The sequence below is a fragment of the Prevotella sp. P3-92 genome, from assembly GCF_002251205.1.
GTDB lineage: Bacteria > Bacteroidota > Bacteroidia > Bacteroidales > Bacteroidaceae > Prevotella.
Window position 1 is genome coordinate 1 of sequence record NZ_NPJE01000059.1, and the last position, 23,425, is coordinate 23,425.

The 23,425-nt window shown below is 48.0% G+C and carries 18 protein-coding genes; 4 read left to right on the forward strand and 14 right to left on the reverse strand.

Annotated features, from left to right (window positions below):
* Window positions 1-368 precede the first annotated feature (368 nt).
* Window positions 369-899, reverse strand: coding sequence for an NUDIX domain-containing protein (locus tag CIK93_RS09270; RefSeq protein WP_094391509.1), 531 nt, complete (start codon window positions 897-899; stop codon window positions 369-371).
* Window position 900: 1 nt separating this feature from the next.
* Window positions 901-2,352: a sialate O-acetylesterase gene (locus tag CIK93_RS09275; protein WP_094447173.1), complete on the reverse strand. Its 1,452-nt coding sequence runs from the start codon at window positions 2,350-2,352 to the stop codon at window positions 901-903.
* An 89-nt stretch (window positions 2,353-2,441) separates the two neighbouring features.
* Here CIK93_RS09275 and CIK93_RS09280 point away from each other — a divergent pair, with 89 nt between their 5' ends.
* Window positions 2,442-3,257, forward strand: a complete 816-nt coding sequence (locus tag CIK93_RS09280) for an alpha/beta hydrolase (protein ID WP_094434774.1) — start codon at window positions 2,442-2,444, stop codon at window positions 3,255-3,257.
* 158 nt (window positions 3,258-3,415) lie between these two features.
* Here the strand turns inward: CIK93_RS09280 and CIK93_RS09285 are convergent, their stop codons facing one another.
* From CIK93_RS09285 to CIK93_RS09295, 3 genes are all read right to left on the reverse strand, one after another.
* Complete coding sequence (locus CIK93_RS09285) at window positions 3,416-4,558, reverse strand: TlpA disulfide reductase family protein (RefSeq protein WP_094447174.1); 1,143 nt, start codon at window positions 4,556-4,558, stop codon at window positions 3,416-3,418.
* Between the two features lie 253 nt (window positions 4,559-4,811).
* A complete protein-coding gene (locus CIK93_RS09290) occupies window positions 4,812-6,701 on the reverse strand; it encodes an AAA domain-containing protein (protein ID WP_094391505.1) in 1,890 nt (629 codons plus the stop codon).
* Between the two features lie 83 nt (window positions 6,702-6,784).
* Window positions 6,785-9,436, reverse strand: a complete 2,652-nt coding sequence (locus CIK93_RS09295) for a hypothetical protein (RefSeq protein ID WP_094447175.1) — start codon at window positions 9,434-9,436, stop codon at window positions 6,785-6,787.
* A 216-nt stretch (window positions 9,437-9,652) separates the two neighbouring features.
* Between CIK93_RS09295 and CIK93_RS09300 the strand changes: the two genes are divergently transcribed.
* Together CIK93_RS09300 and eno are read left to right on the forward strand one after the other, a co-directional pair.
* On the forward strand, window positions 9,653-11,041 hold the full coding sequence (locus CIK93_RS09300; protein WP_094447176.1) for an RluA family pseudouridine synthase: 1,389 nt from the start codon (window positions 9,653-9,655) through the stop codon (window positions 11,039-11,041).
* A gap of 114 nt (window positions 11,042-11,155) precedes the next feature.
* Window positions 11,156-12,463 carry a phosphopyruvate hydratase gene (eno, locus tag CIK93_RS09305; RefSeq protein WP_094391502.1) on the forward strand — a complete coding sequence of 436 codons (1,308 nt, stop codon included), beginning with the start codon at window positions 11,156-11,158 and terminating at the stop codon, window positions 12,461-12,463.
* Between the two features lie 95 nt (window positions 12,464-12,558).
* Here the strand turns inward: eno and dusB are convergent, their stop codons facing one another.
* From dusB to CIK93_RS09345, 8 genes are all read right to left on the reverse strand, one after another.
* Entirely contained in the window at window positions 12,559-13,512 is a 954-nt protein-coding gene (dusB, locus tag CIK93_RS09310; RefSeq protein WP_094447177.1) for a tRNA dihydrouridine synthase DusB, read from the reverse strand.
* Between the two features lie 31 nt (window positions 13,513-13,543).
* On the reverse strand, window positions 13,544-14,662 hold the full coding sequence (gene dprA / locus CIK93_RS09315; protein WP_094447178.1) for a DNA-processing protein DprA: 1,119 nt from the start codon (window positions 14,660-14,662) through the stop codon (window positions 13,544-13,546).
* Entirely contained in the window at window positions 14,659-15,054 is a 396-nt protein-coding gene (locus tag CIK93_RS09320; protein WP_094447179.1) for a thioesterase family protein, read from the reverse strand. The genes dprA and CIK93_RS09320 overlap by 4 nt, the downstream gene beginning before the upstream one ends.
* A 4-nt stretch (window positions 15,055-15,058) precedes the next feature.
* Window positions 15,059-16,399 carry a DUF2851 family protein gene (locus CIK93_RS09325; RefSeq protein ID WP_094447180.1) on the reverse strand — a complete coding sequence of 447 codons (1,341 nt, stop codon included), beginning with the start codon at window positions 16,397-16,399 and terminating at the stop codon, window positions 15,059-15,061.
* A 176-nt stretch (window positions 16,400-16,575) separates the two neighbouring features.
* On the reverse strand, window positions 16,576-17,463 hold the full coding sequence (locus tag CIK93_RS09330) for a LysR family transcriptional regulator (RefSeq protein ID WP_094447181.1): 888 nt from the start codon (window positions 17,461-17,463) through the stop codon (window positions 16,576-16,578).
* 1 nt (window position 17,464) lies between these two features.
* Entirely contained in the window at window positions 17,465-17,956 is a 492-nt protein-coding gene (locus CIK93_RS09335; protein WP_094391496.1) for a threonine/serine exporter family protein, read from the reverse strand.
* 12 nt (window positions 17,957-17,968) lie between these two features.
* Window positions 17,969-18,751 carry a threonine/serine exporter ThrE family protein gene (locus CIK93_RS09340; RefSeq protein ID WP_094447182.1) on the reverse strand — a complete coding sequence of 261 codons (783 nt, stop codon included), beginning with the start codon at window positions 18,749-18,751 and terminating at the stop codon, window positions 17,969-17,971.
* Window positions 18,723-18,971, reverse strand: coding sequence for a hypothetical protein (locus tag CIK93_RS09345; RefSeq protein ID WP_094447183.1), 249 nt, complete (start codon window positions 18,969-18,971; stop codon window positions 18,723-18,725). Before CIK93_RS09345 ends, CIK93_RS09340 begins: the two co-directional genes overlap by 29 nt.
* A 276-nt stretch (window positions 18,972-19,247) precedes the next feature.
* On the opposite strand from CIK93_RS09345, the gene pnp reads away from it, so the two are divergent.
* On the forward strand, window positions 19,248-21,557 hold the full coding sequence (pnp, locus tag CIK93_RS09350) for a polyribonucleotide nucleotidyltransferase (RefSeq protein ID WP_094447184.1): 2,310 nt from the start codon (window positions 19,248-19,250) through the stop codon (window positions 21,555-21,557).
* A 436-nt stretch (window positions 21,558-21,993) separates the two neighbouring features.
* On the opposite strand, the gene CIK93_RS09355 is transcribed toward pnp, so the two are convergent.
* Window positions 21,994-22,671 (reverse strand): hypothetical protein, encoded by a 678-nt coding sequence (locus CIK93_RS09355; RefSeq protein WP_094447185.1) that lies wholly within the window; start codon window positions 22,669-22,671, stop codon window positions 21,994-21,996.
* Window positions 22,672-23,425 lie beyond the last annotated feature (754 nt).

The window sequence follows — 23,425 nt, forward strand, 5'->3', positions numbered from 1 at the left end:
TAATAATCCTTTAATACACTCAAACGGAATTGATCGTCAAAATGACGAGCTGCTCTACGTTCCTTTTTCATCATTTACACTGTTTTTTAATTGTTAAAACGGTGTAAAGTAAATCTGTATTAAGTCATTTAGAAGTGCTATGGATGTTTTTTCGGTAGGTTATTGACGTTGGTTAGACATATAATGAATAGGGGATATGATAGCAAAATAAATTGATTTGCTCAGCAAAACAAATTGTTTTCCTCAGCAAATCAATTTACTTTGGTCAGCAAATCAATTTGTTTTGCTGTTCCAAGTGATATTTGAAGCGGTGACGAGCAATGTGTAAAACATTGCCGACTAACGACTTGTGCATACGGAAGTGTGGCCTATTCGATGCGTGCCACTTCCAGAAAGCGTTCCACTGCACGGCGTATGCTGGTCAGTCCGAACTCTTTTGGGTGGAGATGGCGTATGGGAATCCACATACATTCGGCAGCATCGTCGGCTGCACGGGCACGCGTTTCGGCAGGAACACGTACCAGAAAGTCCATATCGATGGTATGTACGGTGATGCCGCTGTATAGATATTGGTTGGGGAAGGAAAAGAGATATTCCATCTTTGTGGCATGGATGCCCGTCTCTTCCTGTATCTCGCGACGCATTCCCTCCTCTACGGTTTCGTCCATATCGACAAAGCCGCCGGGCAAATCGAGTGTGCCTTTGGCGGGTTCTTTACCTCTGCGCACCACGAGTATCTCGCCGCGATCGTTGACAATGAATGCTGCTGTTGCAGCGCAAACATTGGCATAATAGGTGAAGCCACAGTCTTTGCATCGCTTGCTCTTAAAATTGTTAGTAACAAATTGCTTACTGCCACATATTGGGCAGTAAGCAAACATATCAAGAGGATGTTTCATATTACCAGTTGTCTGTGCGGAATGGGAACAGGGGCAGGCCTCCCGCATTGGCCAGATTGCCCAATTGGAAGTTGCGGAAGCAGTAGCGTACAGCCACAGGCTCCTTCACTTCAGGACTTGATACTACGATGGCTTCGTTCCAAGGGCCTGGTGCATCAACCCATGTGTGGCGTGCGGTAGCCTTGTGGAACACGCGGTCGGCACCAGCTACCTCAAAGCCTTCGATGCCTTCGAAACGGCTGTAGGCTCCGTATTCGTTGTCGAAATGTACCAAAACCTTATCGCCGTCGATCTTCATCTCCTTGAAAGTCATGCTCTCACAGATGATAGATTTCATGCCGTAGGTCTTGTTGAGCGCTTGATAGGCAAGTCGTTCGCCCACCTGACGCTTTTGTGCAGGATGGATTTGCTCTACCTCGTAGGGGTAAACGAGGTCTTCGGTGCATACGATACCACTGTTGGGGATGACCTTGGCAGCATTGAACTGCTGTTCGCGCAATCTTGGTCCAGCGTCGCCGTTGATGTCGCCGTTATGATAAGGAGCTATTTGTACGAAGTAGAAGGGAATGTCGCCCTGCTTGAAATCGCGGCGCCATTGAGCCACAAGGTCAGCCAGTCGCTGGGTGTATTGACCGTCTGGGTCGCCCACGTTAGAGCAGCCTTGATAGAAGAGGATGCCCTTCACGGTGCTGTTGAGTATTGGGTTGAAGGTGCCGTTGCCCCAAAGAAGTGGATAGAGAAAGTCCCATTTGAATTTATTCACCATGTGTGTGGAGTCTAAATCCTCTTTGGTATTCTTGATCAGATAGTCTCGGTCGAGCCAACTCTCTACGCGGCTGCCTCCTTTGTTTGCCATGATGAGTCCAACGGGAACGTCGATAGCCTCGTTGACAGTCTTGGCGAAGAAGTAACCGGTGGCTGATGCTTCGCTAACATTGTCTGCATTGGCCTCTTTCCATTCGCAGTTGGCATCGTCGAGAGGCTTTGTGCTCATGATGCTGGGCACTTTGACATAGTGAATACCTTTATGCTTATTGGCTTCGAGTACTACTTGGTTGTAGCCTTCCACAGGGCAATTGCCGAATCCTTTGATAGGCATTTCCATGTTAGACTGGCCTGCGCAGACCCATACCTCGCCTGCCAATACATTATTGACAGTAACCTTTCCATCACCGTCGTCAAAGCTAATGCTCAGTGGGGTATAGCTGGCTTTGGGCGATTTAACGGTCAGCAACCATTTACCGTCCTTGCCTGCAACAGCTTCGCTACGCTCATTGCTCCACGAAGTGGTAGCCACTACCTTGCTCTTGGGCTTTGCCCATCCCCAAAGGCGTACGTCACTCTGTTGCTGAATAATCATGTTATCGCCTACAAGATGCGACAATTTTACTTTTGCCTGTGCTCCGATGGTCAGTCCGGCGAGCACCATTAATGAAAGAAATCTTTTATTCATAGTCGTAATGATTTGTCGTTTTGGTAGTGCAAAGATACAGACTTTTCAATAATAATATGTATCTTTGCACCTAAAAATATCATTTTATTATGAAGAAACTACTTTTTTTAATCTTATTGTTTGTGTCTGCTTCGGCTTATGCCCAGCAAGGCATGGAGTTGAATCTGTGGCCCCAGGGACCACAAACCAATAATGGCGACCCCAATGACATGGCGAAGATAAGCATCTTTCTGCCTAAGAAGAGCCAATCTACAGGACGCGCCATTGTCATCTGTCCAGGCGGTGGCTACACTCATCTGGCATTTGAAAAAGAGGGGACTGCATGGGCACCCTTCTTCAACAGTATGGGCATTGCCGTCATTGTGTTGAAGTATCGCATGCCCCATTGCGTATGGAAAGTGCCTGCCGAAGATGCTGAAGAGGCCATGCGCACCGTGCGTCGCAACGCAAAGAGTTGGGATATCGACCCGCAGCAAGTGGGCATCATGGGATTCTCAGCAGGCGGTCACCTCGCTTCGACCATTGCCACCCATTCTAAGGGCGATGCAGCGCCCAATTTCCAGATATTGATGTATCCCGTCATCTCTATGGAGACAGGTGTCACCCATCAGGGTTCGCGCGATAATCTGTTGGGTAAGAATCCCAAGCGCAAACTCATCAACGACTATTGCAACGAGCAGCACGTGACCCATGCCACACCTCCTGCCTTCATAGCATTAGCCAACGATGATAAAGCGGTTTCGCCCATCAATGCTGTCAGCTATTACGAGGAACTCTGTCAGGCAGGTGTTTCTGCCTCGATGCATATCTATCCCACTGGTGGACATGGTTTCGGCATCCTCCAGTCCTTCCCCTATCATCTTGAATTGATGATGGAGTTGCGCCGTTGGTTGCAGAGTTTCTAAGTTCCGCAAAAGTATTAAGGGCATCAGCCGCAACATTCATCCATCACGCATTATAGTACAATAGTCTGTAATAGGATTCATCAAAAAATAAGCATCGCATAGACTTGGTGGTCTGTGCGATGCTTGTTTCTTGATGGTTCTGACGGTCTGCCAGACTGTTACAGCAGTGCCTTAATCTCAGCCTCGATGTCACGTACTTGCTGACTGCGCTTGCGCAAGGTGTTGGTACGATCGATGAGGAAGTATTCTGGAAGCCCTTGTACGTTGTAAACGATAAGCGACTGTGAGTCGAGACCTTGTGGGTCGCGCACGCTAATCCATGGCAGTGCGGCGGTTTGCTGCTTCCAGAAATGCTCATCGGGATCGAGTGCTACCTGGTAAATCTCAAAGCCCTGTGCATGGTATTTGTTATAGAGTTCACGCAAGAGCAGGATGCGCTTGGGTGAGTTTTCTGTGCCAAAGACATGGAAATCGAGCATCACCACCTTGCCCTTGAGGTCGCTCAGACGGCACACCTTACCATGGTTGTCGGTCAGTGCAATATCGATAAGTCCCGTGGTCGATACCTTGCTGGCATCGATGGTATTGGCACGGTCTGCCTCGTTGATGCGCATATTCTTCATGCCCTCGATGGCAATGTTGTGCAGGTTGGTTCCGCGCTCAGCTCCTGGATGGTAGGTATCCCAACTGGTAGCTACCGCTGCAAACACTTTGATGTCATCTTTGTTGCTGCGAGGGTTAAACAGCAGCATGTTGCCCAAGGTCTGGAACAGTGCAAAATATGCATAAGAGCGGTTGGGCTCTTTGAGAATATAGTTCATCTTTACATCATTCTTATAGTCGTTGATGATGCGTAAGATGCTGTCGTTGCTTTGGTCGATGGTCAGAGCTGGGTCGCGCTGGATAGCCATGACCCGCTGTTGCAGGTCGATTTGCTTAAGGGCAAGTTCCTTAATCTTCTCACAGTTTTCTGAACCGCTTACTTCATACTGTGTAGCCATTTGTGGATATTGGGTCTTAATGGTCACAGTTTCGGTAGAATCGATACTTACATTGATGATCTGGTCTGCAATGCGCAGACGGTAAAATTCGGGTGCATCGTTTTGTGCACAAGCAAAATTGAAGTTGCCTTCGCCGTCCAGTTTTACAGAATCCACTACGTTGATTTCCTCAATGCCCACGTTTTCGAGGTAGAGCACAGAGTCTTTAGCATTGGCAATGGTGCCTTCTACATGGAATTTCTTCTCGCTACAAGAGGCCATTGCCAGTACAGCCATGGCCATCATCATATACTTCTTCATTTTAATTGTTTTTTCGGTTTTGGGTACAAAGGTACGATTAAGTGAGCGAAAAGCAAAAGGAAAACTCGTTTTTCTTTTGCATTTCCGAACGTTAGTACCTTGGCGACACCGTCGCAAAGGTACGATTAAGTGAGCGAAAAGCAAAAGGAAAACTCGTTTTTCTTTTGCATTTCCGAACGTTAGTACCTTGGCGACACCGTCGCAAAGGTATGATTAAGTGAGTGAAGAGCAAAGTGAAAACTCGTTTTTCTCTCTATTCTTTCCTCTTCAACCGTTGTATATAGTCCCACAGCTGCTTATAGAAAGGATGTCGTGTCATGGTAGGCACATCGCCCAAGATGATGAGTTTCATACGTGCACGAGTAATGGCAACGTTCATGCGGCGTAGGTCACGGAGAAATCCGATCTGTCCCTCTTGATTGGAACGCACCAGCGAGATGACGATGATGTCACGTTCCTGCCCTTGAAATCCATCTACCGTATTGACGCTGATAAGCCTTCGGAAGGGCTTGAAGTATTCGCTGCGGCTCACCAACCGGCGCAGGTATTGCACCTGTGCTCTATAGGGCGAGATGATGCCCACATTGATGCGCTCGTCGAGCAGACGCTCTTTGCCGATGCGCTCGAAGTAATGTTGAAGGGTTTCGAGCGTCAGCGTTCCCTCCTTTTTATTAATACGACCGAACGAATCGCCAACAAACTCCTCATGCATCTCCTCTCCGCTGGTGTCAATCCACTCGATGGGAATGTCCAAATCGAGTATTCCACGATACTTCACATCGGGAGCACTCTCCACCTTACCATCATAGAAATAGTCGGAAGAGAAGCGCATGATGTCTTCGTTCATGCGGTATTGCGTCTGCAATAGACTGACTGCCGAGGGTTTTGTCTCTACCAGATGCTCCATCAATGTGCGGCCCAAACCAGCCTTGAGAGCAGCAATGCTCTTCACCGTGGGCGGCAGTTGGCAGTGGTCGCCGGCAAGGATGACTCGGCCCACACGGCGCATGGGAATCCAACAGGCAGCTTCCAATGCCTGTGCTGCCTCGTCGATAAAGAGGCTGCTGAACTTTCTGCCGTCCAACAGTCGGTGGCCGGCTCCTACCAAAGTGCAGGCAATCACTCGTGCATCGTCGAAGAGTTCTTGGTTGATGCGTATCTCCAATTCGGTGGCACGCCCTTTCAGACTCTCCATTTTCTGGTGGTATTTCTCATCGCCGCGCTTTCGGTGAGCACGCAAATCACGTATGGCTTTGCGGATGGCCCATAGTTGTGGATAGTCGGGATGCCCCTCAAAGCGCCGCTCGTAAGTAAAAGACAGCATCTTGTCGGTAACACGTGTGGGGTTGCCCAACCGCAGTACGGGGATGCCACGGTCTGCCAATTTCTCCGAAATCCAGTCAACAGCCATGTTACTTTGTGCGCATACCAACACCTGGCTCTCGCGCATAAGAGTCTCGTGGATAGCCTCTACGAGCGTTGTGGTCTTTCCTGTTCCTGGCGGACCATGGACTATAGCCACATCCTTGGCACGCAACACTAAGTTGACCGCCGCCTCCTGCGTGGTGTTGAGATAGGGAAAATGCATGGGTGCGAACGTCAGCACTTCAGGTTCTTTGCGCGAATAAAAGAGGTCGCGAAGGTAAGCCAGACGTCCTTTGGCACGTATGGCGCGGTCGAGTGCATCGAGCATCAATCGGTAACTGGTCTCATCAAACGATAATTGCACACCCAGATGGTCGGTGCGCTGAAGTGTCAGCAGATAGCCATCGTTGGGAATGACGCACACCATGCGGTCGCCATCCACATAGCTCACCATAGCCGTAAACGACAAATACTTGATTCGGGCGTCCTTTTGCGACATACTATCGCAGGAGAAAAATATGATGGGTTTGCCAAATTCGAAGTTGTGCTCGATGTCGGTATCGGTAGTGCGCATCACCTCCACAGCCAGTTGGTTGAGCGAATTATAGTAGCTCTTGGTGATTTGCAACGGATACCAAGCATCGCCACGCTTTACCTTCCGCATCATTCCCATCTCTTCGGTCTGTTTGCGGAAGGCTTCTTTCTCGGCTTGATACTCCATCTGGAGTAGCAATCGTTGTTGGGTGAGTGCCTGAACAGGCGATGTCGTAGAAACCATAGTGGGTGCAAAGTTACACTTTTTTTGTGTATCTCTGCACCCTGCTATGTGATTTATTCCCTAATCGGGATTTGTTTTTCGAGTTAACGAGCCAGTCGCTTCTGTCCGTTCTGTATATAGATGCCCTTTGACGGACGCTGTATGCGACGGCCCTGAAGGTCGTAAATAGGACCGTCGGTCTGTTCTTCGTCGGTCTTCACATGTTCGATACCTGTTGTACCGTCGGTCACGGCAAAGTTGAACTGACGTACCATCGAGTCGGAACCGTCGCTCACTTTGACGCGAACGGTATAGAATCCCTTGACCGTAGTGACCATGTTGAGGTTGTTGTCTTCGATGGTGGCACCGCTGACGCTATTGGCAATGGTAGCCGTAAACGAAGGATAGCCTGCGAAATAGGGTTTGAGGTCGATGCTCTTGGTATCGCCAACCTTCACGATGAAGTTTGGATGTGCCATCCAATCAAGGTATTCTTCCAAGTCGGTGTAGTGGTCTCCATCTCGATCGTCATTGTTGTTGGCAACATTTTTATCTGTTCCTGCAATTTCTTCAAACCAGTCGGGGATGCCATCCATATCGGTATCGAATCCTGTAGGACGTGTCTCGGTGGTGATTCCAAGTTTGGCGGCATCGAAACCCTCGCTGTCTTCCTCATGGTCGATGAGGCCTTTTTTGCCCGTTTTGCTACCGGTGGTCGATGTAGATCCGTTGCGCGTTTCGTCGATGATACGTGCATCGTGCTTGTTAAGAGTAGGCATATTGCAACCCACATCGCTCAACACACTCTTGTAGGCACTCTCTGCCGTTTCGATTTCGGCATAGCTTTCAAAGAAAGGCTTAGTGGCCCAGGGTTCCCAGTTGAGCACTTGACCGTTGGAGAGTTCATATATATAGGTGTCGCCTTCCTTATCGTTGACTTTTGATCCTGATGGTTCTTCGCGAATATTGCCTTTGACATAAGCAGCCTGTGTGCCGCTGCCCGTTCCTTCAAACTGATGGCGGAAGAGTTTTCTCATGGTTGTGGCAGGTCCCATCTTATAGTAGTTGTTGACGAAATTGATTTCGTGGGAACCACCGTCGGTAGCACGGCTGCCCCAGTTATAAACCACATTGTTGAACACATCATGATGACCATCATAGTTGCCGGTGCCATCGAGTCCGCCAGAGATACTCCAGTTGCGTCCTTCGTTATGTGCCAAAAGATTGTGGTGGAACGATCCGGGCAGTCCTCCCATCTGTCCGCTTCCGATGGTAGCGGCATAGCCGTGTTGTGTTCCCGTGCCGTAGTTGGGATGGTTGGCACAGTTGAGCGCCTCGCTGATGATAGTGCGTTGCAGCGTGATGGCCTTGGCATTACGGCTTGAGAAACCCTCGTCGATGGTCCAAGAAATGGAGCAATGGTCCATGATGGCATGGTCGTTGCCCGCCATACCCATTCCGTCGATACCGATCTGTGCATCTTTGGCATCAATGATATGGCCACGGTAGAGACGGATGAAACGGGTGATACCGTCGCTCTGCATGCCGAATGGTGCACCACGGAACAAGATACCGTTGCCTGGCGCGGTTTGTCCCGCCACGGTAACATATTTCTCAGAACAGGTCAGACGGGCTTTCAGGTGGATTACACCTGCCACATCAAACAAGATGGTGCGTGGCCCTTTCACCTGAGTGATACCATAGCGGAAAGTTCCGGGTTGGGGATTGGTGGCATCGTCATCGAGTGAAGTGACATGATAGACTATGCCTCCGCGTCCACCAACAGCATATTGACCATAGCCTTCGGCATCAGGAAATGCCTTGCGGCGCGGTTGAAACGACCATACCGTGCCATGGTGTATCTTGCCTTGGGCATCCTCTTCGTCCATGCGCCAGAAGTATCTGGTCAATGGCGATAGCTGACCGGTCTGCCATGAGGCTGCTGTTCCTTCATAGTCGTAGGTTGTGGCATTGACAACTGCCATGGAGTCGGTGCCGAATACCAAGTGGTGCTTGGCGGTACCGTCGGGAGCTTTCCACGACAGCGAAGCCTTACCATCCTCCCATGCCGCATGGCGGTCGTTGTTGGCAGGGGTAGGGTCGAGTGCCATGAAAGTGTCACCGCCCACTTCAAGCGAGTTGAGTTCGAGCGATGTGGTAGTGTAGGTCGTGCCCTCTACAGGTACTGTATAATAGGTGATGGTGACAGGTCGTTGATCTGTGACGGTAAATTCTACGCTCGATTTGGCAGACTCAGAGAGCGAAGTAGCACGACGGGTCTGTTGTATGCCCGTCACTTTGGTCACTCCATCAACATCGATACTGATGGGAGGAGCTACGAAATCGCCTCCATCCGTATTGTTGTGATAGGCCAGCAAGGTGTGGTTGCCATTGGGCAGTCCGGCTATATGCACCTTGATGCCTACCCGTCCGGTGGTGAGTTCGGGTCTGTTGCCCTGTTCGTCAAGTCCCTTGACCATCACACCATCGCAGATGAGCTTGGAATGTTGGCGTCCGTCTTTCCATCTTACGGTATAGAGGGTCTTTCCCTTGACATCGCCTTCTATTTCTACGGTAAATGTAACGCCACCGAATGTCTTGGTAGCTGGTTGCTGTTGCGTAGGGATTCCCCATGCTTCATAACCTTCCTCCAGATACTGTGAAGGATTGTCGTTGGGTTGATTGAAGTCTATTTGTTGCGCATGAGCGGTATGTGTGCACAGCAAACAGAGAAACATGTGTAGAAAATGTTTCATAAGCTTAATGTTTTAGTAGTTTTAGTTTGTTTTTAATGTAGCGTTTGCAAAGGTAGTGCAAACCGAGCGAAATGCAAAAGAAAAAAATGTTTTTATTTTCATTTTCGAGGTGCAGCCTACCTTGGATGCATAGTATCAAAGGTACGATTAAGCGAGCGAAATGCAAAAGGAATTTGGCAAAAAAGTTGTATCTTTGCATCAGAAAACAAAAAAGCAATGACGCTACATCCTCTATATTCCGACGAAAAGCCACCCGAACGGTTCACCTATCCCTTCGGATACGAGCCACATCCGCTCTGCCGACAAGCTGCAACAGAGGTGCAAACCTATATTGCCAGCCATAAAGAACTGCAAGACGATGCCGACCGCGGCAAGATGTTTGGTGTATTGGTGTGTGAGCAGCAGGGACAACTGGTGTTTCTGGCTGCTTATAGTGGACTCCTTGCCGGTCGTAACGACTGGGATTATTTCGTGCCGCCAGTATTCGATGCCCAACAACCAGATGGATATTTCAAACAGGAGGAGCGCGCCATCTCAGCCATGACAGCAGAGACAGACCGCGAATCACGCAAGCAACGGTCGCAAAAACTACAACGCTGGCTGTTCGACCAGTATCGCATGCTCAATGCAGAAGGGCAAAGTAGTCAGTTGGTCGATATTTGGCAAGGTTACTATCGCGACCGTGTGGTAAGAAAATTTCCGTTGCCTCCAGGCGGTACGGGTGACTGTTGTGCCCCCAAACTCCTACAGTATGCTTATCAACACGGACTTCAACCACGGTGTATGGCAGAATTCTGGTGGGGACAATCGCCTCGCCAAGAGATACGGCACCACTTACAATACTATCCAGCGTGTAGTGGAAAATGCAAACCAGTACTGTCATGGATGCTGAAAGGACTTAACGTGGATCCAGATCCCGATACATTGTCACATCCACGAAAGCCCATTGCCATTGTCTATGAAGACGATAGCCTGCTGGTGGTCGATAAGCCTTCGGGAGTGCTGAGTGTGCCTGGTCGCAACGAAACCTATAGTGTGGAGACCGTCATGCGAGAACGCTATCCCGGCAGTTATGTGGCACATCGATTGGACATGGGTACCTCAGGACTGCTCATCGTGGCAAAGACACTCGATGCATATCGCGACCTTCAAGACCAATTCCTGCATCATGAGGTGCGCAAACGCTATGTTGCTCTGCTCGAACCACCTGCAGCTGGACAGATTCTCTGCCCAGCGAAAGGCACCATCCGACTGCCTATGCGGCCCGATATGACAAATCGACCGCTGCAAATGGTTGATATGGAACACGGAAAAACGGCAGTCACCGACTATGAATTTATCGACTCCAATACAGTTTCGCTCACTCCACATACCGGACGCACCCATCAGTTGCGGGTACATTGTGCACACCCCGATGGGCTGGGGCGCCCCATTCAAGGCGATGAACTATATGGACATACCAACCCAACAACGTCCCGAATCCATCCCGATGACACCGACCGACTCATGCTCCATGCTGCCGAAATATGGTTCCGACATCCTGTTACCAACCAACCGATGCACTTTGTTTTGCCATTTCGGCATGACAAACTACACCTTATATAAAATAAATAAAGGTTAAACACCGATAAAAATGCCACAGGAGTATGGAGTTTTGAGATAAATTTGGTAACTTTGCGCACGGAAATTTACAATCATTCATTAAAATAATAGATTATTATGATTATTGAAAACATTCACGCAAGAGAGATTCTGGATTCACGTGGTAATCCTACTGTAGAGGTTGAAGTAACTCTGGAAACTGGCGACATGGGTCGTGCCAGCGTTCCTTCTGGTGCTTCTACCGGTGAAAACGAGGCACTTGAGCTCCGTGATGGCGACAAAGGCCGCTATCTGGGCAAGGGCGTTCAGAAAGCCGTAGAGAACGTAAACACCAAGATTGCTCCCGCTATCGAAGGTATGAGCGTTCTGGATCAGCGCGCTATCGACGCCAAGATGCTGGAACTCGACGGTACTCCTACTAAGAAAAACCTCGGTGCTAACGCTATCCTCGGTGTATCACTGGCCGTTGCTCACGCTGCTGCCAACTATCTGCAGATTCCCCTCTATCGCTATATCGGCGGTACTAACACCTACGTTCTGCCTGTTCCTATGATGAACATCGTTAACGGTGGTGCTCACTCTGACGCTCCTATCGCATTCCAGGAGTTCATGATCCGCCCTGTTGGCGCTGCCAACGAAAAGGAAGGCATCCGCATGGGTGCTGAGGTTTTCCACAATCTTGCTAAGCTGTTGAAGGCTCGTGGCCTCTCTACTGCTGTTGGTGATGAGGGTGGTTTCGCTCCTAACTTTGACGGCATCGAGGATGCACTCGACACCATCATGGAAGCTATCAAGGCTGCTGGCTACGAGCCAGGAAAGGACGTGAAGATCGCAATGGACTGCGCTGCTTCTGAATTTGCTGTTCAGGAGAATGGTGAGTGGTTCTACGATTACCGTCAGCTGAAGAATGGTAAGAAGAAAGATCCTAATGGTAAGAAGCTCAGCGCTGAGGAGCAGATTGCTTACCTCGAGCAGCTGATTACCAAATATCCTATCGACTCTATCGAGGACGGACTCGATGAGAACGACTGGGACAACTGGGTTAAACTCACACAGCGCATCGGTGACCGTTGCCAGCTCGTTGGTGATGACTTGTTCGTAACCAACGTGAAGTTCCTGGAGAAGGGAATCAAGATGGGTGCTGCCAACTCTATCCTGATCAAGGTTAACCAGATTGGTTCACTCACCGAGACTCTCGACGCTATCGAAATGGCTCACCGTCACGGCTATACCACCGTTACTTCTCACCGTTCAGGTGAAACAGAGGACACCACCATCGCTGACATCGCTGTTGCTACCAACAGTGGTCAGATCAAGACTGGTTCGCTCTCACGTACCGACCGCATGGCTAAATACAACCAGCTCATCCGTATCGAGGAGCAGCTCGGTGGCCGTTCAGTTTATGGTTACAAGAAACTGAAGTAATCTCTATTACTACAGCAAATACTGATAAGGGGTGGATGCCATGTGGCTTCCACCCCTTTTAAAGTTATATGCGATAATTGTTTTGATGAACAACTCTATTGGCGCAATCGCTCACGACATTGTTCCAGTATCTGCATCACCTCGTCCATCTTCTCTGCACGCAACATGGCAATGCGCGTCTGGCGGAAGTCTGGAATACCTTTGAATACAGGCGATGCTGCTAAGTGACGACGGGTGTGGAGAATGCCACGGCGCTCGTCGATGCGCTCAACATTGATGCGCAATTGTTCTTCCAATACGTCAATCTTCTCATCAAGCGTTAGTTCCTTACGACTGAATATCCAAGGGCAACCAAATGTGGCACGGCCAATCATCACCGCATCAACACCATATTGGTCGAAAGCGCGGTCGGCATCGTCGAGCGATTTGATATCGCCATTACCTATGATGGGGATGTGGATGCGGGGATTGCGCTTCACTTCTCCTATCAGTGTCCAGTCGGCATCGCCTGTGTACATCTGCGCACGAGTGCGGCCATGGATGGTTAGTGCCTTTATGCCACAGTCTTGCAACTGTTCGGCGAGTGTGGTGATGACGAGATTGTCGTTGTTCCAACCCAAACGGGTCTTTACCGTGACAGGCAGATTTACTGCATCGACAACCTTACGAGTGACGTCGAGCAATTTGTCGATATTCTGCAACATGCCAGCACCTGCGCCTTTTCCTGCAACCTTCTTGACAGGACAACCGAAGTTGAGGTCAATCAGATCTGGACCAGCTTGTTCTACAATCTTTGCAGCATCGACCATAGCATCAATGTCGCGGCCGTATATCTGTATGCCAACGGGACGTTCCTCGTCTGCAATCGTTAGTTTTTGTACCGTCGATTTGATATCGCGCACCAAAGCTTCGGCAGATACAAACTCTGTATATACCATTGATGCACCAAACCGCTTGCAGAGCAGACGGAAACCGATATCGGTCACGTCTTCCATTGGTGCCAGAAACACCGGGCGTTCGCCCAATTCTATATTTCCTATTTTTGTCATTCTTGATTGTTGTATGATGGTTGTCGGAGTATCAGCTCAGTAGATGATAGGTGCCACCAGCCATAGGACGTACTACTCCTTTCATTTCCAAGCTGAAGAGTAGGGCGGTGACTTGGCCGATAGGGATGTTGGTGACGGTTGTTATCATATTGAGCTGTAGGTCGTTGGTTTTGCTTAAAGCATCAACAACAGCCTGTTCTTCGATGGTAAGATCAGGGAAGAGCTGGCGCTCTACGGCTTGCGGACGCAAACTGTCGGTAGTCCATCCCATTGATGAAATGAAATCATCGGCAGAAGTGATGAGGGTTGCGCCATTGTTGCGGATGAGTTGGTTGCATCCTTTGCTATATTCCGCTCCTACCGGACCAGGGAATGCAAACACCTCGCGACCATAGTTTTGAGCAATGTCGGCAGTAATGAGACTGCCGCCATGTGATGCACTTTCTACTACGATAGTGGTGTCGCTTATGCCAGCCACAATGCGGTTGCGTTTCACGAAATTCATTTTTTCAGGACGTGTCATCGACATATATTCTGTCAGCAGACCGCCTTGTTCGGTCATTTGCTGGGCAATGCCACGATGGGCAGATGGGTAGAGCGTGTCGAGTCCATGAGCAAGGACTCCAACGGTAGGTATCCCGTTGTCAAGGGAGTACTTATGAGCGCACACATCCACACCGTATGCCAGACCGCTGACGATAAGTGTATCAGGGCATTTTGTCTTTAGGTCTGCCACAAACCGGCGAATCAAATCGTTGCCATAAACCGTACAATGGCGTGTTCCCACGATGCTTATCACGCGTCGCGCATTGAGGTTGGCGTTGCCACGATAGTAGAGTAGAAGTGGTGCATCGGCACATTCGTGCAGTCGTGTGGGATAGTTGTCGCTACCGAAGGGGATAGCTTCGATATTGTTTTCCGTCATGTAACGTATCTCCTCATCGGCACGCAGTAGTGGCTCTGACCAGTCTTGTAGCAGTTCGATCAATCTTTGTGAACAATCGGGTACGGTTTCAGTCAGTCTGTTGCGGTTTTCATATACCGCTTGGGCCGATCCAAATTCGCGGTAGAGCAATTGTGCAACGGCAGGATAGAGCACCAGTATGCGACTTAAGGCAATGGTATAGCGGATATCTTCGTTCATCGTCATGATAATAAAGCCCGGTCGTAATCCTGGCTGTTAGCGAGTTTTCCATCTATCAGACATACCAGTGTGATGATTCCGCGGAAACATAATGCCTCGTCGGAAGCACGGAAGATGTCTTGATGGAATATGTATTTGACACCTTCTTTCTCTACCCACAGTCGTGAAATAAATTCGTCATCGCAGCGAAGTGGTGTCTTGTATTGCAGATTCATACGTGCAACCACGGCATCTATTCCACGCTCATGCATTTCTGCAAAACTCAGGTTTCGTGATTTCAGAAACAGATGGCGGGTATGTTCGGCATAGTGCAGATAGTTGGCATTGTTGACAATGCCTTCGATGTCGCATTCGTAGTCGCGCACTTCCATGTGCGCTTCAAAGATATATTTACTCATGTATTTATGATTTGCTATTTATCTGTTCATGGGGCTGCTGTGTTTTGTCTCCTGGTCGGCGAAGGTATTCATAGCCAATGCGGCAGCGCAGACAGTCTTTTCGGTCGCAGTATTCTTTTTTTAGTTGGATAAGTGCTTGCGAATCGCCGGCCGTTTTCACCTTCAGACCGCATTCGCTCCACATGCGGATGATATGGTTGCTCTCGGCGCGGAGCTGTTCCAACAGGTCGAAAGCCCTGTCGCAATATTCCTCTTTGGCAGTGTGACGACCGTAAGCAAAGAGCATCGGTATGCAAGTGTTGATGAGCAATAGGTTGATAGAGAATGGCGACAGATGTTTAGTGTTGCTTTCGCTCTCCTGTCCGAAAGTGTAGTGAGTCTTCCAGTAGTCGGATACGTGGGTGCCCATCATATTCTGCAACTCTGCCATAGTTTTGCAATCGGTCAGTTGCGAGAGACTTGTTTTACGCTCATGATAGAGACATGCCAGTTGTGACAAACGGATATAGGGGAAATTCTGAGGTCTCAGTCGTAGGAAACGCCAGCGGTGGTGGTCCATCGGTTGGAGTGAGAATTTATGGGCAAGGTATGTATATTCCTTACTAAGGCGCTGAAAGTATGGGTCAGCAACGGCTTCGTCGCGGTAGCGCTGTGGAATGGATTCGGGTGTTAGTAATCCTGCTTGTCCCATGAAAATGGCTTCCACTTGAAACTGATCATCGCGATGATGTCCCACAGCCGATAGGGGAATGTGTGCTGCCCACTCTTCGAAACTGTCTCCGTTGATGCCGAAACCATAGTTGCGGGCCAAGGTCATGAAGTAAGCGTCTTCCCACGAACCATCCAATCTACGTGCGCGTTCAGCTATAGCCTCCGTTTTTTGCTCCAACCGCTCGGTTTGCAAAGCAGCCATCCAAGCATGGATGGTGATGGGAGCCAATTGAGGAATGATGCGGTAGCACGGCGGATATTGGTCGGTACGTAGCAACTCCTCATAGTTGTCGATGACTTGTTGAGGCACATCGATCTGCATTTGTGGTATGAAATGGCCCAATGTATTGGTCACATCGCAGTCGATGATGCCAGCTACATGAAGTACTACATTGTCGTAGGCAGCATCATGGTCATGACCATGCAGAAACCAATCGCTCGATTTGTCGTGGATTTCTACATTGCCCACCCATAGCGTCTGACCGATTTTTACCTTGGCATTGAAGAAATCGGGACCGCTGTTGCGATTATGAAGACCAGGGTCTATCACCTCTATCGGTCGTCCGTCGGTGGTGGCAAGTGGTCTGGCAGGCAGCAAACGGTGCTTCCAGACATAGTGTAGGAGTTGTTCCATGCGGCATGAAATAATAATGGTGCAAAGTTACGCAAATTATTTTTTTTTGGCAACTTTACACCGTTTCTTTTTACTCCTAATCGGTTATAGAGATTCTATTTATCCCTACTTTTCGGTTTAATATGCGATTGGAGGATAGTCATGTAGCATTTGAATGATGGGGTCAGCACTTGCATTTACATCTTGTAGAAGGCGATATACTCTTTCAGCAGACGGAGCATTTCGTCGGCAGCATGCTTCCGATATACTCCTTTCAACGTATGGAAACATCCCACCATACTACTTTCTTCCCCTTCAAGAGGAATGGCGCATAGGTCTGGTGTGGTGGCAACAGCTGAACAAGACAGCACGGTCAGCATCTTGCTCTTACGCACCAGGCGCAATAAGGGCGTGGCAATGTTCAGTTCCACATGTGTGTTGAGAGTTATGTTGTGCGCAACCAACAGACGTTCCAATACGTTGCGCGCCTGTAAGCCCTTTGCTGGAAGTGCAAACGAATAGTTGGCAATGTCGGCAAGAGTCAGCGAAGGGCGTGATGCCAGCTCGTGGTCTTGCGGTACAACCACCCCCAACTGGTCTTTGAAGAGTTCTACCGATTCCACTTTCTTGCTGATATGAGTGGGCTTGTATGACAGCACTACATCCAATTCATGACGGCACAACTTGTCGATAAGTTCTTCCATACGCAAGTATGTGATATCAATGTGCGTGTTGGGATAGAGGCGGCAGAATTCTGTCACCACTTCAGCAGTCATCAATGAAAAGGAGTGGGTGACACCAATGCGGAGCGTTCCACATTTCATCTGCGTCAGATCGGTCATTCGTGCCATGCAGTCATCGGCAGCAGTCACCGTGCGGTTGGCATAATCCACAAGTTCCTTACCAGCTTCTGTCAGATGTACTTCGTGACTGTTACGGTCGAACAGCACCACGCCGAGCTCAGTTTCCAACTGTTTAATAGTTTGTGTTAGTGTGCTTTGGGTGATGTACAATTGCTTAGAAGCTTCTGAGAAATTGAGAGTCTCAGAGACTTTTAGGAAGAAACGAAGCTGTCTTAGTTCCATGTTATGCTGTTTTTGTATCGCTATTATCAGTTTGTCTGCGTGCATCCACTATGATGGGAACTGTCGCACCAAGTACCATCAGTATGACAATGATGACGCATACCATGCCATTGTAACTAAACAGATAGAAGGCATGGGTGAATGTTTCGGCATCCTTGCTCATAATGCATTGTAGCAATCCCTCAACCGAACGATAGGCATACATACCCGGAATCATCGGTAAGAGAGCAGGAAATGCCAGCGCTTCGGCAGGAATACGCCAGTGGCGGCTCGCTTTCGGTGCAAAGAATCCAATGACCAATGCACCGATAAAGGCTGCTGGAATCAGTCCCCAACCGCAGGCATGGGTCAGCACGAAACGTGTGGCATGACCTGCTGCCGCAAGCAGTGCACATCCTTTGAAAGCTTGGAGAGGCACATTGCTGATGCTTCCGAAACCGATGGCGGCAATGGCGGCAAAGAAACCGTCCAACAGGATATCTGTCATAATCATAACGTAAAGTCTTTAGAAATATTGTATGTTCATTAAAAGAATGCCTACCGATAGGCCGATGCCCAAGCATGCTGTCAGCACAGATGCTTCGATGAAACGGCTGATGCAGCAGAGTAAATGTCCGTGGATAAGGTCGCTGACGGAGTTGATGTATGGGATGCCAGGTACAAGATATAACACACTGGTACCTAGTGCAATGTCTGGTGTATCGGTGCAATGGAACATAAAACCTGCACAGGCGATGACTGATGAACAACAAGCAGCGCAAAGTACAGCCAGACGCATATCCCATTTCCATTCTTTATGCAAAGCATTCTTAATCCAGAAACCATTGACAGTGGCAATAAATACAATGAGCATGGCTCTCCAATCGCCTTCAAACAAACGGCAGAACGAAGCATTGGCAAGGCCAGTGAGTAGCGTTACCAACCAAGGGTTGAGTCGTGGTTTCTTCATGATGCTACGAAATTCGTTTTTTGCATCTTCCAGTGTGATGCCATTGTCGCGGACATCCCATGACAAGTGACTCAGACGGGAAATGACATAGAAGTTGAGACCTGTGACAGGCAATTTCTCTCCAACGGAAAAGGACTGACTATGATCCTTGTCCCATACAGTGGTCATAACCGTATGGGGTAAGATGGTGATCTCTGCTGTTGTTCCGTATGCTTCGGCAATACGGTGTACCGTCTTTTCGCAACGGGCAGATGAACCGCCGGCAGCCAGCATGGTTGCGGCATAGGTGGCAAGAAAATGGGCAGTTTCTTTAGAGCTGTTCAAGTTCGTAGTCGTCATATACCATGCCTGTTTCGTTGTCCTTAATCATCACTTCCTCTTCTGCCATGTGGCCAGCTGTTACGTAGTCGTAACATTCGTTGTTGAGAAATAGTTTCTCTTGACAGCCCAGAGTTCTCTTCTTGTAATTTTGGAAAGCGAAAGTGAACTTTTTCAACGCCACAACAATCAAAGGCATAGCCAATGAAACAGCTAAAATAACTAATCTATAAGTCTCCATAATTTATATATTTTTTTCTTTCTTTTTATATGTAAAAACGAGGGTTGAGCGATATCGCTTTCCTCGAAAGCGTGTGCAAAGGTCTCGCTTTTTATCCATATCTTTTTGCATTGGCTATTAAAAATACCGAATGCCGCTATCGGTACCTATATCCCCACGATAGAAAACGGTTGTGGCAAATTCATAAAAAAAAGAAAAATATCGGCAGTTTATTCGTTTATTACCAATAAAATAGGTAATTTTGCATGATTTATTTATTTAGACGTAAAAAATAAGATGAACGTAATTACGAAAAGTATTCAGTTGCCTGATGGAAGAACCATCACAATTGAAACCGGGAAAGTGGCAAAGCAGGCTGACGGAAGCGTTGTTCTCCGTATGAACAACACCGTACTTCTGGCCACTGTTTGTGCCGCAAAAGATGCAGTTCCCGGAACAGATTTCATGCCTCTGCAGGTTGACTACAGAGAGCAGTATGCCGCCGCAGGTCGATTCCCCGGTGGTTTCACCAAGCGCGAAGGCAAAGCCAGTGACAACGAAATCCTTACCAGCCGTCTGGTGGACCGTGTGCTCCGTCCGCTGTTCCCTTCTAACTATCACGCTGAAGTTTATGTGAATGTAATGCTTCTGAGTGCAGATGGTGTTGACCAACCCGATGCATTGGCAGGATTCGCCGCATCAGCAGCATTGGCATGTTCGGATATTCCCTTCGAGTGCCCCATCAGTGAGGTTCGTGTAGCTCGTGTTAATGGCGAGTTTGTTATCGACCCAACCTTCGAACAGATGAAGGAAGCTGACATGGACATCATGGTTGGTGCTTCTGCCGAAAACATCATGATGGTGGAAGGCGAAATGAAGGAAGTATCAGAGCAAGATATGATTGGCGCACTGAAAGCAGCGATGGCTGCTATCAAGCCTATGTGTGAATTGCAAACCGCACTGAGCAAGGAGCTCGGTACCGATGTGAAGCGCGAATACGATCACGAAGTCAACGATGAAGAACTGCGTGAGCAGATGAACAAGGAACTCTATCAGCCTTCGTACGACGTGACCAAGCAGGCTCTTGAGAAACATGCGCGTGCTGAGGCATTCGAAAAGATATTGGCAGATTTCAAGGAGCAGTATGCTACTGCACATGCCGATCTCACCGAAGATGAGCTCGAAGAGAAATATGCCATGATGGACCGTTACTATCATGATGTGGAGCGCGACGCTATGCGACGTTGCATTTTGGATGAGGGTATTCGTCTTGACGGTCGTAAGACCGACGAGATTCGTCCTATTTGGTGTGAGGTTTCTCCACTGCCCATGCCTCACGGAAGCTCTATCTTTACACGTGGTGAGACACAGTCTCTGACCACTTGTACTCTCGGTACTAAACTCGATGAGAAACTTGTTGACGATGTACTTGACAAGAGCTATCAGCGCTTCTTGCTCCATTATAACTTCCCTCCATTCTGTACTGGTGAGGCCAAAGCCCAGCGTGGCGTGGGTCGTCGTGAAATTGGTCACGGTCACTTGGCATGGCGTGGCTTGAAGGGTCAGATACCTGAGGACTTCCCTTATACCGTACGTCTGGTATCTCAGATTCTCGAGTCTAACGGTTCTTCATCTATGGCTACCGTTTGTGCAGGTACGCTTGCCCTGATGGATGCAGGTGTTCCTATGAAGAAGCCTGTATCAGGTATTGCCATGGGTCTGATTAAGAATCCCGGTGAAGATAAATATGCTGTATTGAGCGATATCCTCGGCGACGAGGACCATTTGGGTGATATGGACTTCAAGACCACTGGTACTAAGGACGGTCTGACAGCCACTCAGATGGATATCAAGTGCGACGGTCTGTCGTTCGAAATCTTGGAAAAAGCTCTTATGCAGGCTAAGGCTGGCCGTGAGCATATCCTTAAATGCATCACCGATACTATTGCTGAGCCACGTGCTGAGCTTAAACCACACGTACCCCGCATCGTAGCCTTTGAGATTCCTAAGGAGTTCATTGGTGCTGTGATTGGCCCGGGCGGAAAGATCATTCAGCAGATGCAGGAGGATACCGGTGCTACTATCACTATCGATGAAGAGGATGGCGTTGGTAAGATTCAGGTGAGCGGTCCCGATAAGAACAGCATCGATGCTGCTATTGCCAAGATTCGTGCCATTGTGGCTATTCCTGAGATTGGTGAGGTTTACGAGGGTACCGTACGCAGCATCATGCCTTATGGTTGCTTTGTAGAGTTCATGCCAGGCAAGGACGGTTTGCTCCATATTTCAGAAATCGACTGGAAGCGTTTGGAGACCGTAGAGGAAGCTGGTATCAAGGAAGGCGATAAGATTAAGGTGAAACTGCTGGAGATAGATCCTAAGACCGGTAAGTTCAAACTCTCTCATCGCGTTCTTATTGATAAGCCTGAGGGATATGTTGAGCGTCCTGCACGTCGCGACCGTGGCGAGCGTCGCTCCCGTCCTGAGCGTGGCGAGCGTCGTCAGCACAACGATCACCGCGAGCGTCCACAGCGCAACGACGAATTCCATGAGCCCAACAACGAGCCCAAGGATTTCAGCGATGCTCTCGACAAAATGGACTTCTAATTGCAGCGAATCATATAGCTGAAAAATAATCTAAAGTGTCCTGCAGAAGCTTCACGGCTTTGCAGGGCACTTTTCCGTTTTTCCAGAGTTATACAAGAATTTTAGTTTTAAGAAAATTTCGACCACTCGACCACCGATGTGTGCATCACGTTATCGTTCAGTATTTTAGGCGGTGGTCGAAACTGTTTATATCGACCACCCATCGACCACCAAATTGCGAAAGCATATCTGCGATGCTCATATCTATTCGAATGTCGCTCAGAAATAAAATTGATTTATATTCTTTTGATAACGTTTTGCCAAGGTGTGCCAAATGTTTTGCAAAAGTGAGAGCGACTTCAATTATATTTCAGTTTTTATGCTGAATAATTCACTAAGTACTTGTCTCTTTGGGCCGTTTTGTATAGCCAATACTCTTGCCGTTTCAATCTACACGTCATTCCGGTATATATGAGAGATCTATTTGCTTGGGCAGATTGTCTTTTTTCACGAAAACTGTTCTTTTATACTTATCGTCCCACGTCATCGTAAACTTCAAGTCTTGATGTAGGGGCACTTGAAAATACGTTGTGTCTGAACGGATGCATTTGTCATATCTACCACCCACAGATCTTTCTAATTCACACTCTATTTTGTATCTCTTGGCATCTTTAGGCTTTGTTTTTGCAATCACTTTAACATATTGGGCTTCCCATAAAACATAATCGTCAATTATATGGTATCTATCTGTCCAGAAGCCTTCAATATTCTCAGTTTCGTATAGATAAGTGAGAAAATACTTTTTCTTGTTCAGGTTTGGTTCTATGTAATAGATACTTCCTTCTCCTCCATTTATACTTCTTTCTTCTTTCTTGCGATAGACCGTGAGTTTATATATACCGTTCTCATCTGTTTTTGACGTGGCTTTTTTTAGGGTATAATTTATAAACCAGTTACCACAATTATAGTAGAATGAAATTGGTATATTCTTTACAGGTTGGTTGTTGTGGTCTAATATTCTGCCTGTTACAGATAGTACGTCTATTGCATCCGCAGGGGTATCGTCTTCTTCTATTTCACATCCACTGAGTAATCCAATAATACACAATATTAAAAGTTTATATGAATACTTCATATCGAAAATAGTTTTAAAAGGTTATAATAGCTATTGTTGGGTCATAAAACACTTGATAATTTCTGCAAATATCGTCTTTTTATTTTTACAGCACAAGGTTTTTCGTGTTAATTAAGGTTAATGGCATAGGAATTTCACTTCAATGGCAGATATTCCCCATCGTTTGTCCACAGAAAAGCCATGATTGTCTTCTTGTTTGCGGACTGTTGCTGACGGTGTTGCGGACGTCGGTATAATATGTTGAGAAACAGGAGTTTCGCTCGAAAATGCAGTCGATGCGAATGCAAAGTAAATTGATTTCCTCAGTAAAACAAATTGATTTCCTTTGCAAAGTAAATTGATTTGCTCTGCAAAACAAATTGATTTGCTGAGAAGAGCGACTTTCGTTTGAGACATGCAGCAGTTCTTTAGCGCACGAATATCATCATGACAATAGGGCAAAATCATTGAAATAGCCGAGTAAATTCATTGAATTTGCTGACCAAATTCAATGAGATTGCTGACCAAATTCAATGAATTTGCAAAACAGCGCACTATCCTTTTGACTGTCATGCACTTGCAAGGACCTTGTTTTGCTCGTCGCGAAACTGCGATGGCGATACTCCATATTGGCACTTGAAAGCGGTGCAGAAGTGGCTTTAGTGTAGCCACGAGAAGTGCCAAGCGGTGGAGATTAGGCATGCGCGTATCACGGTATTTTTCTCTTGTCGAAAAAGCCTTTTGGTGGTCAGTTGGTGGTCGAATGAAGGTCTGT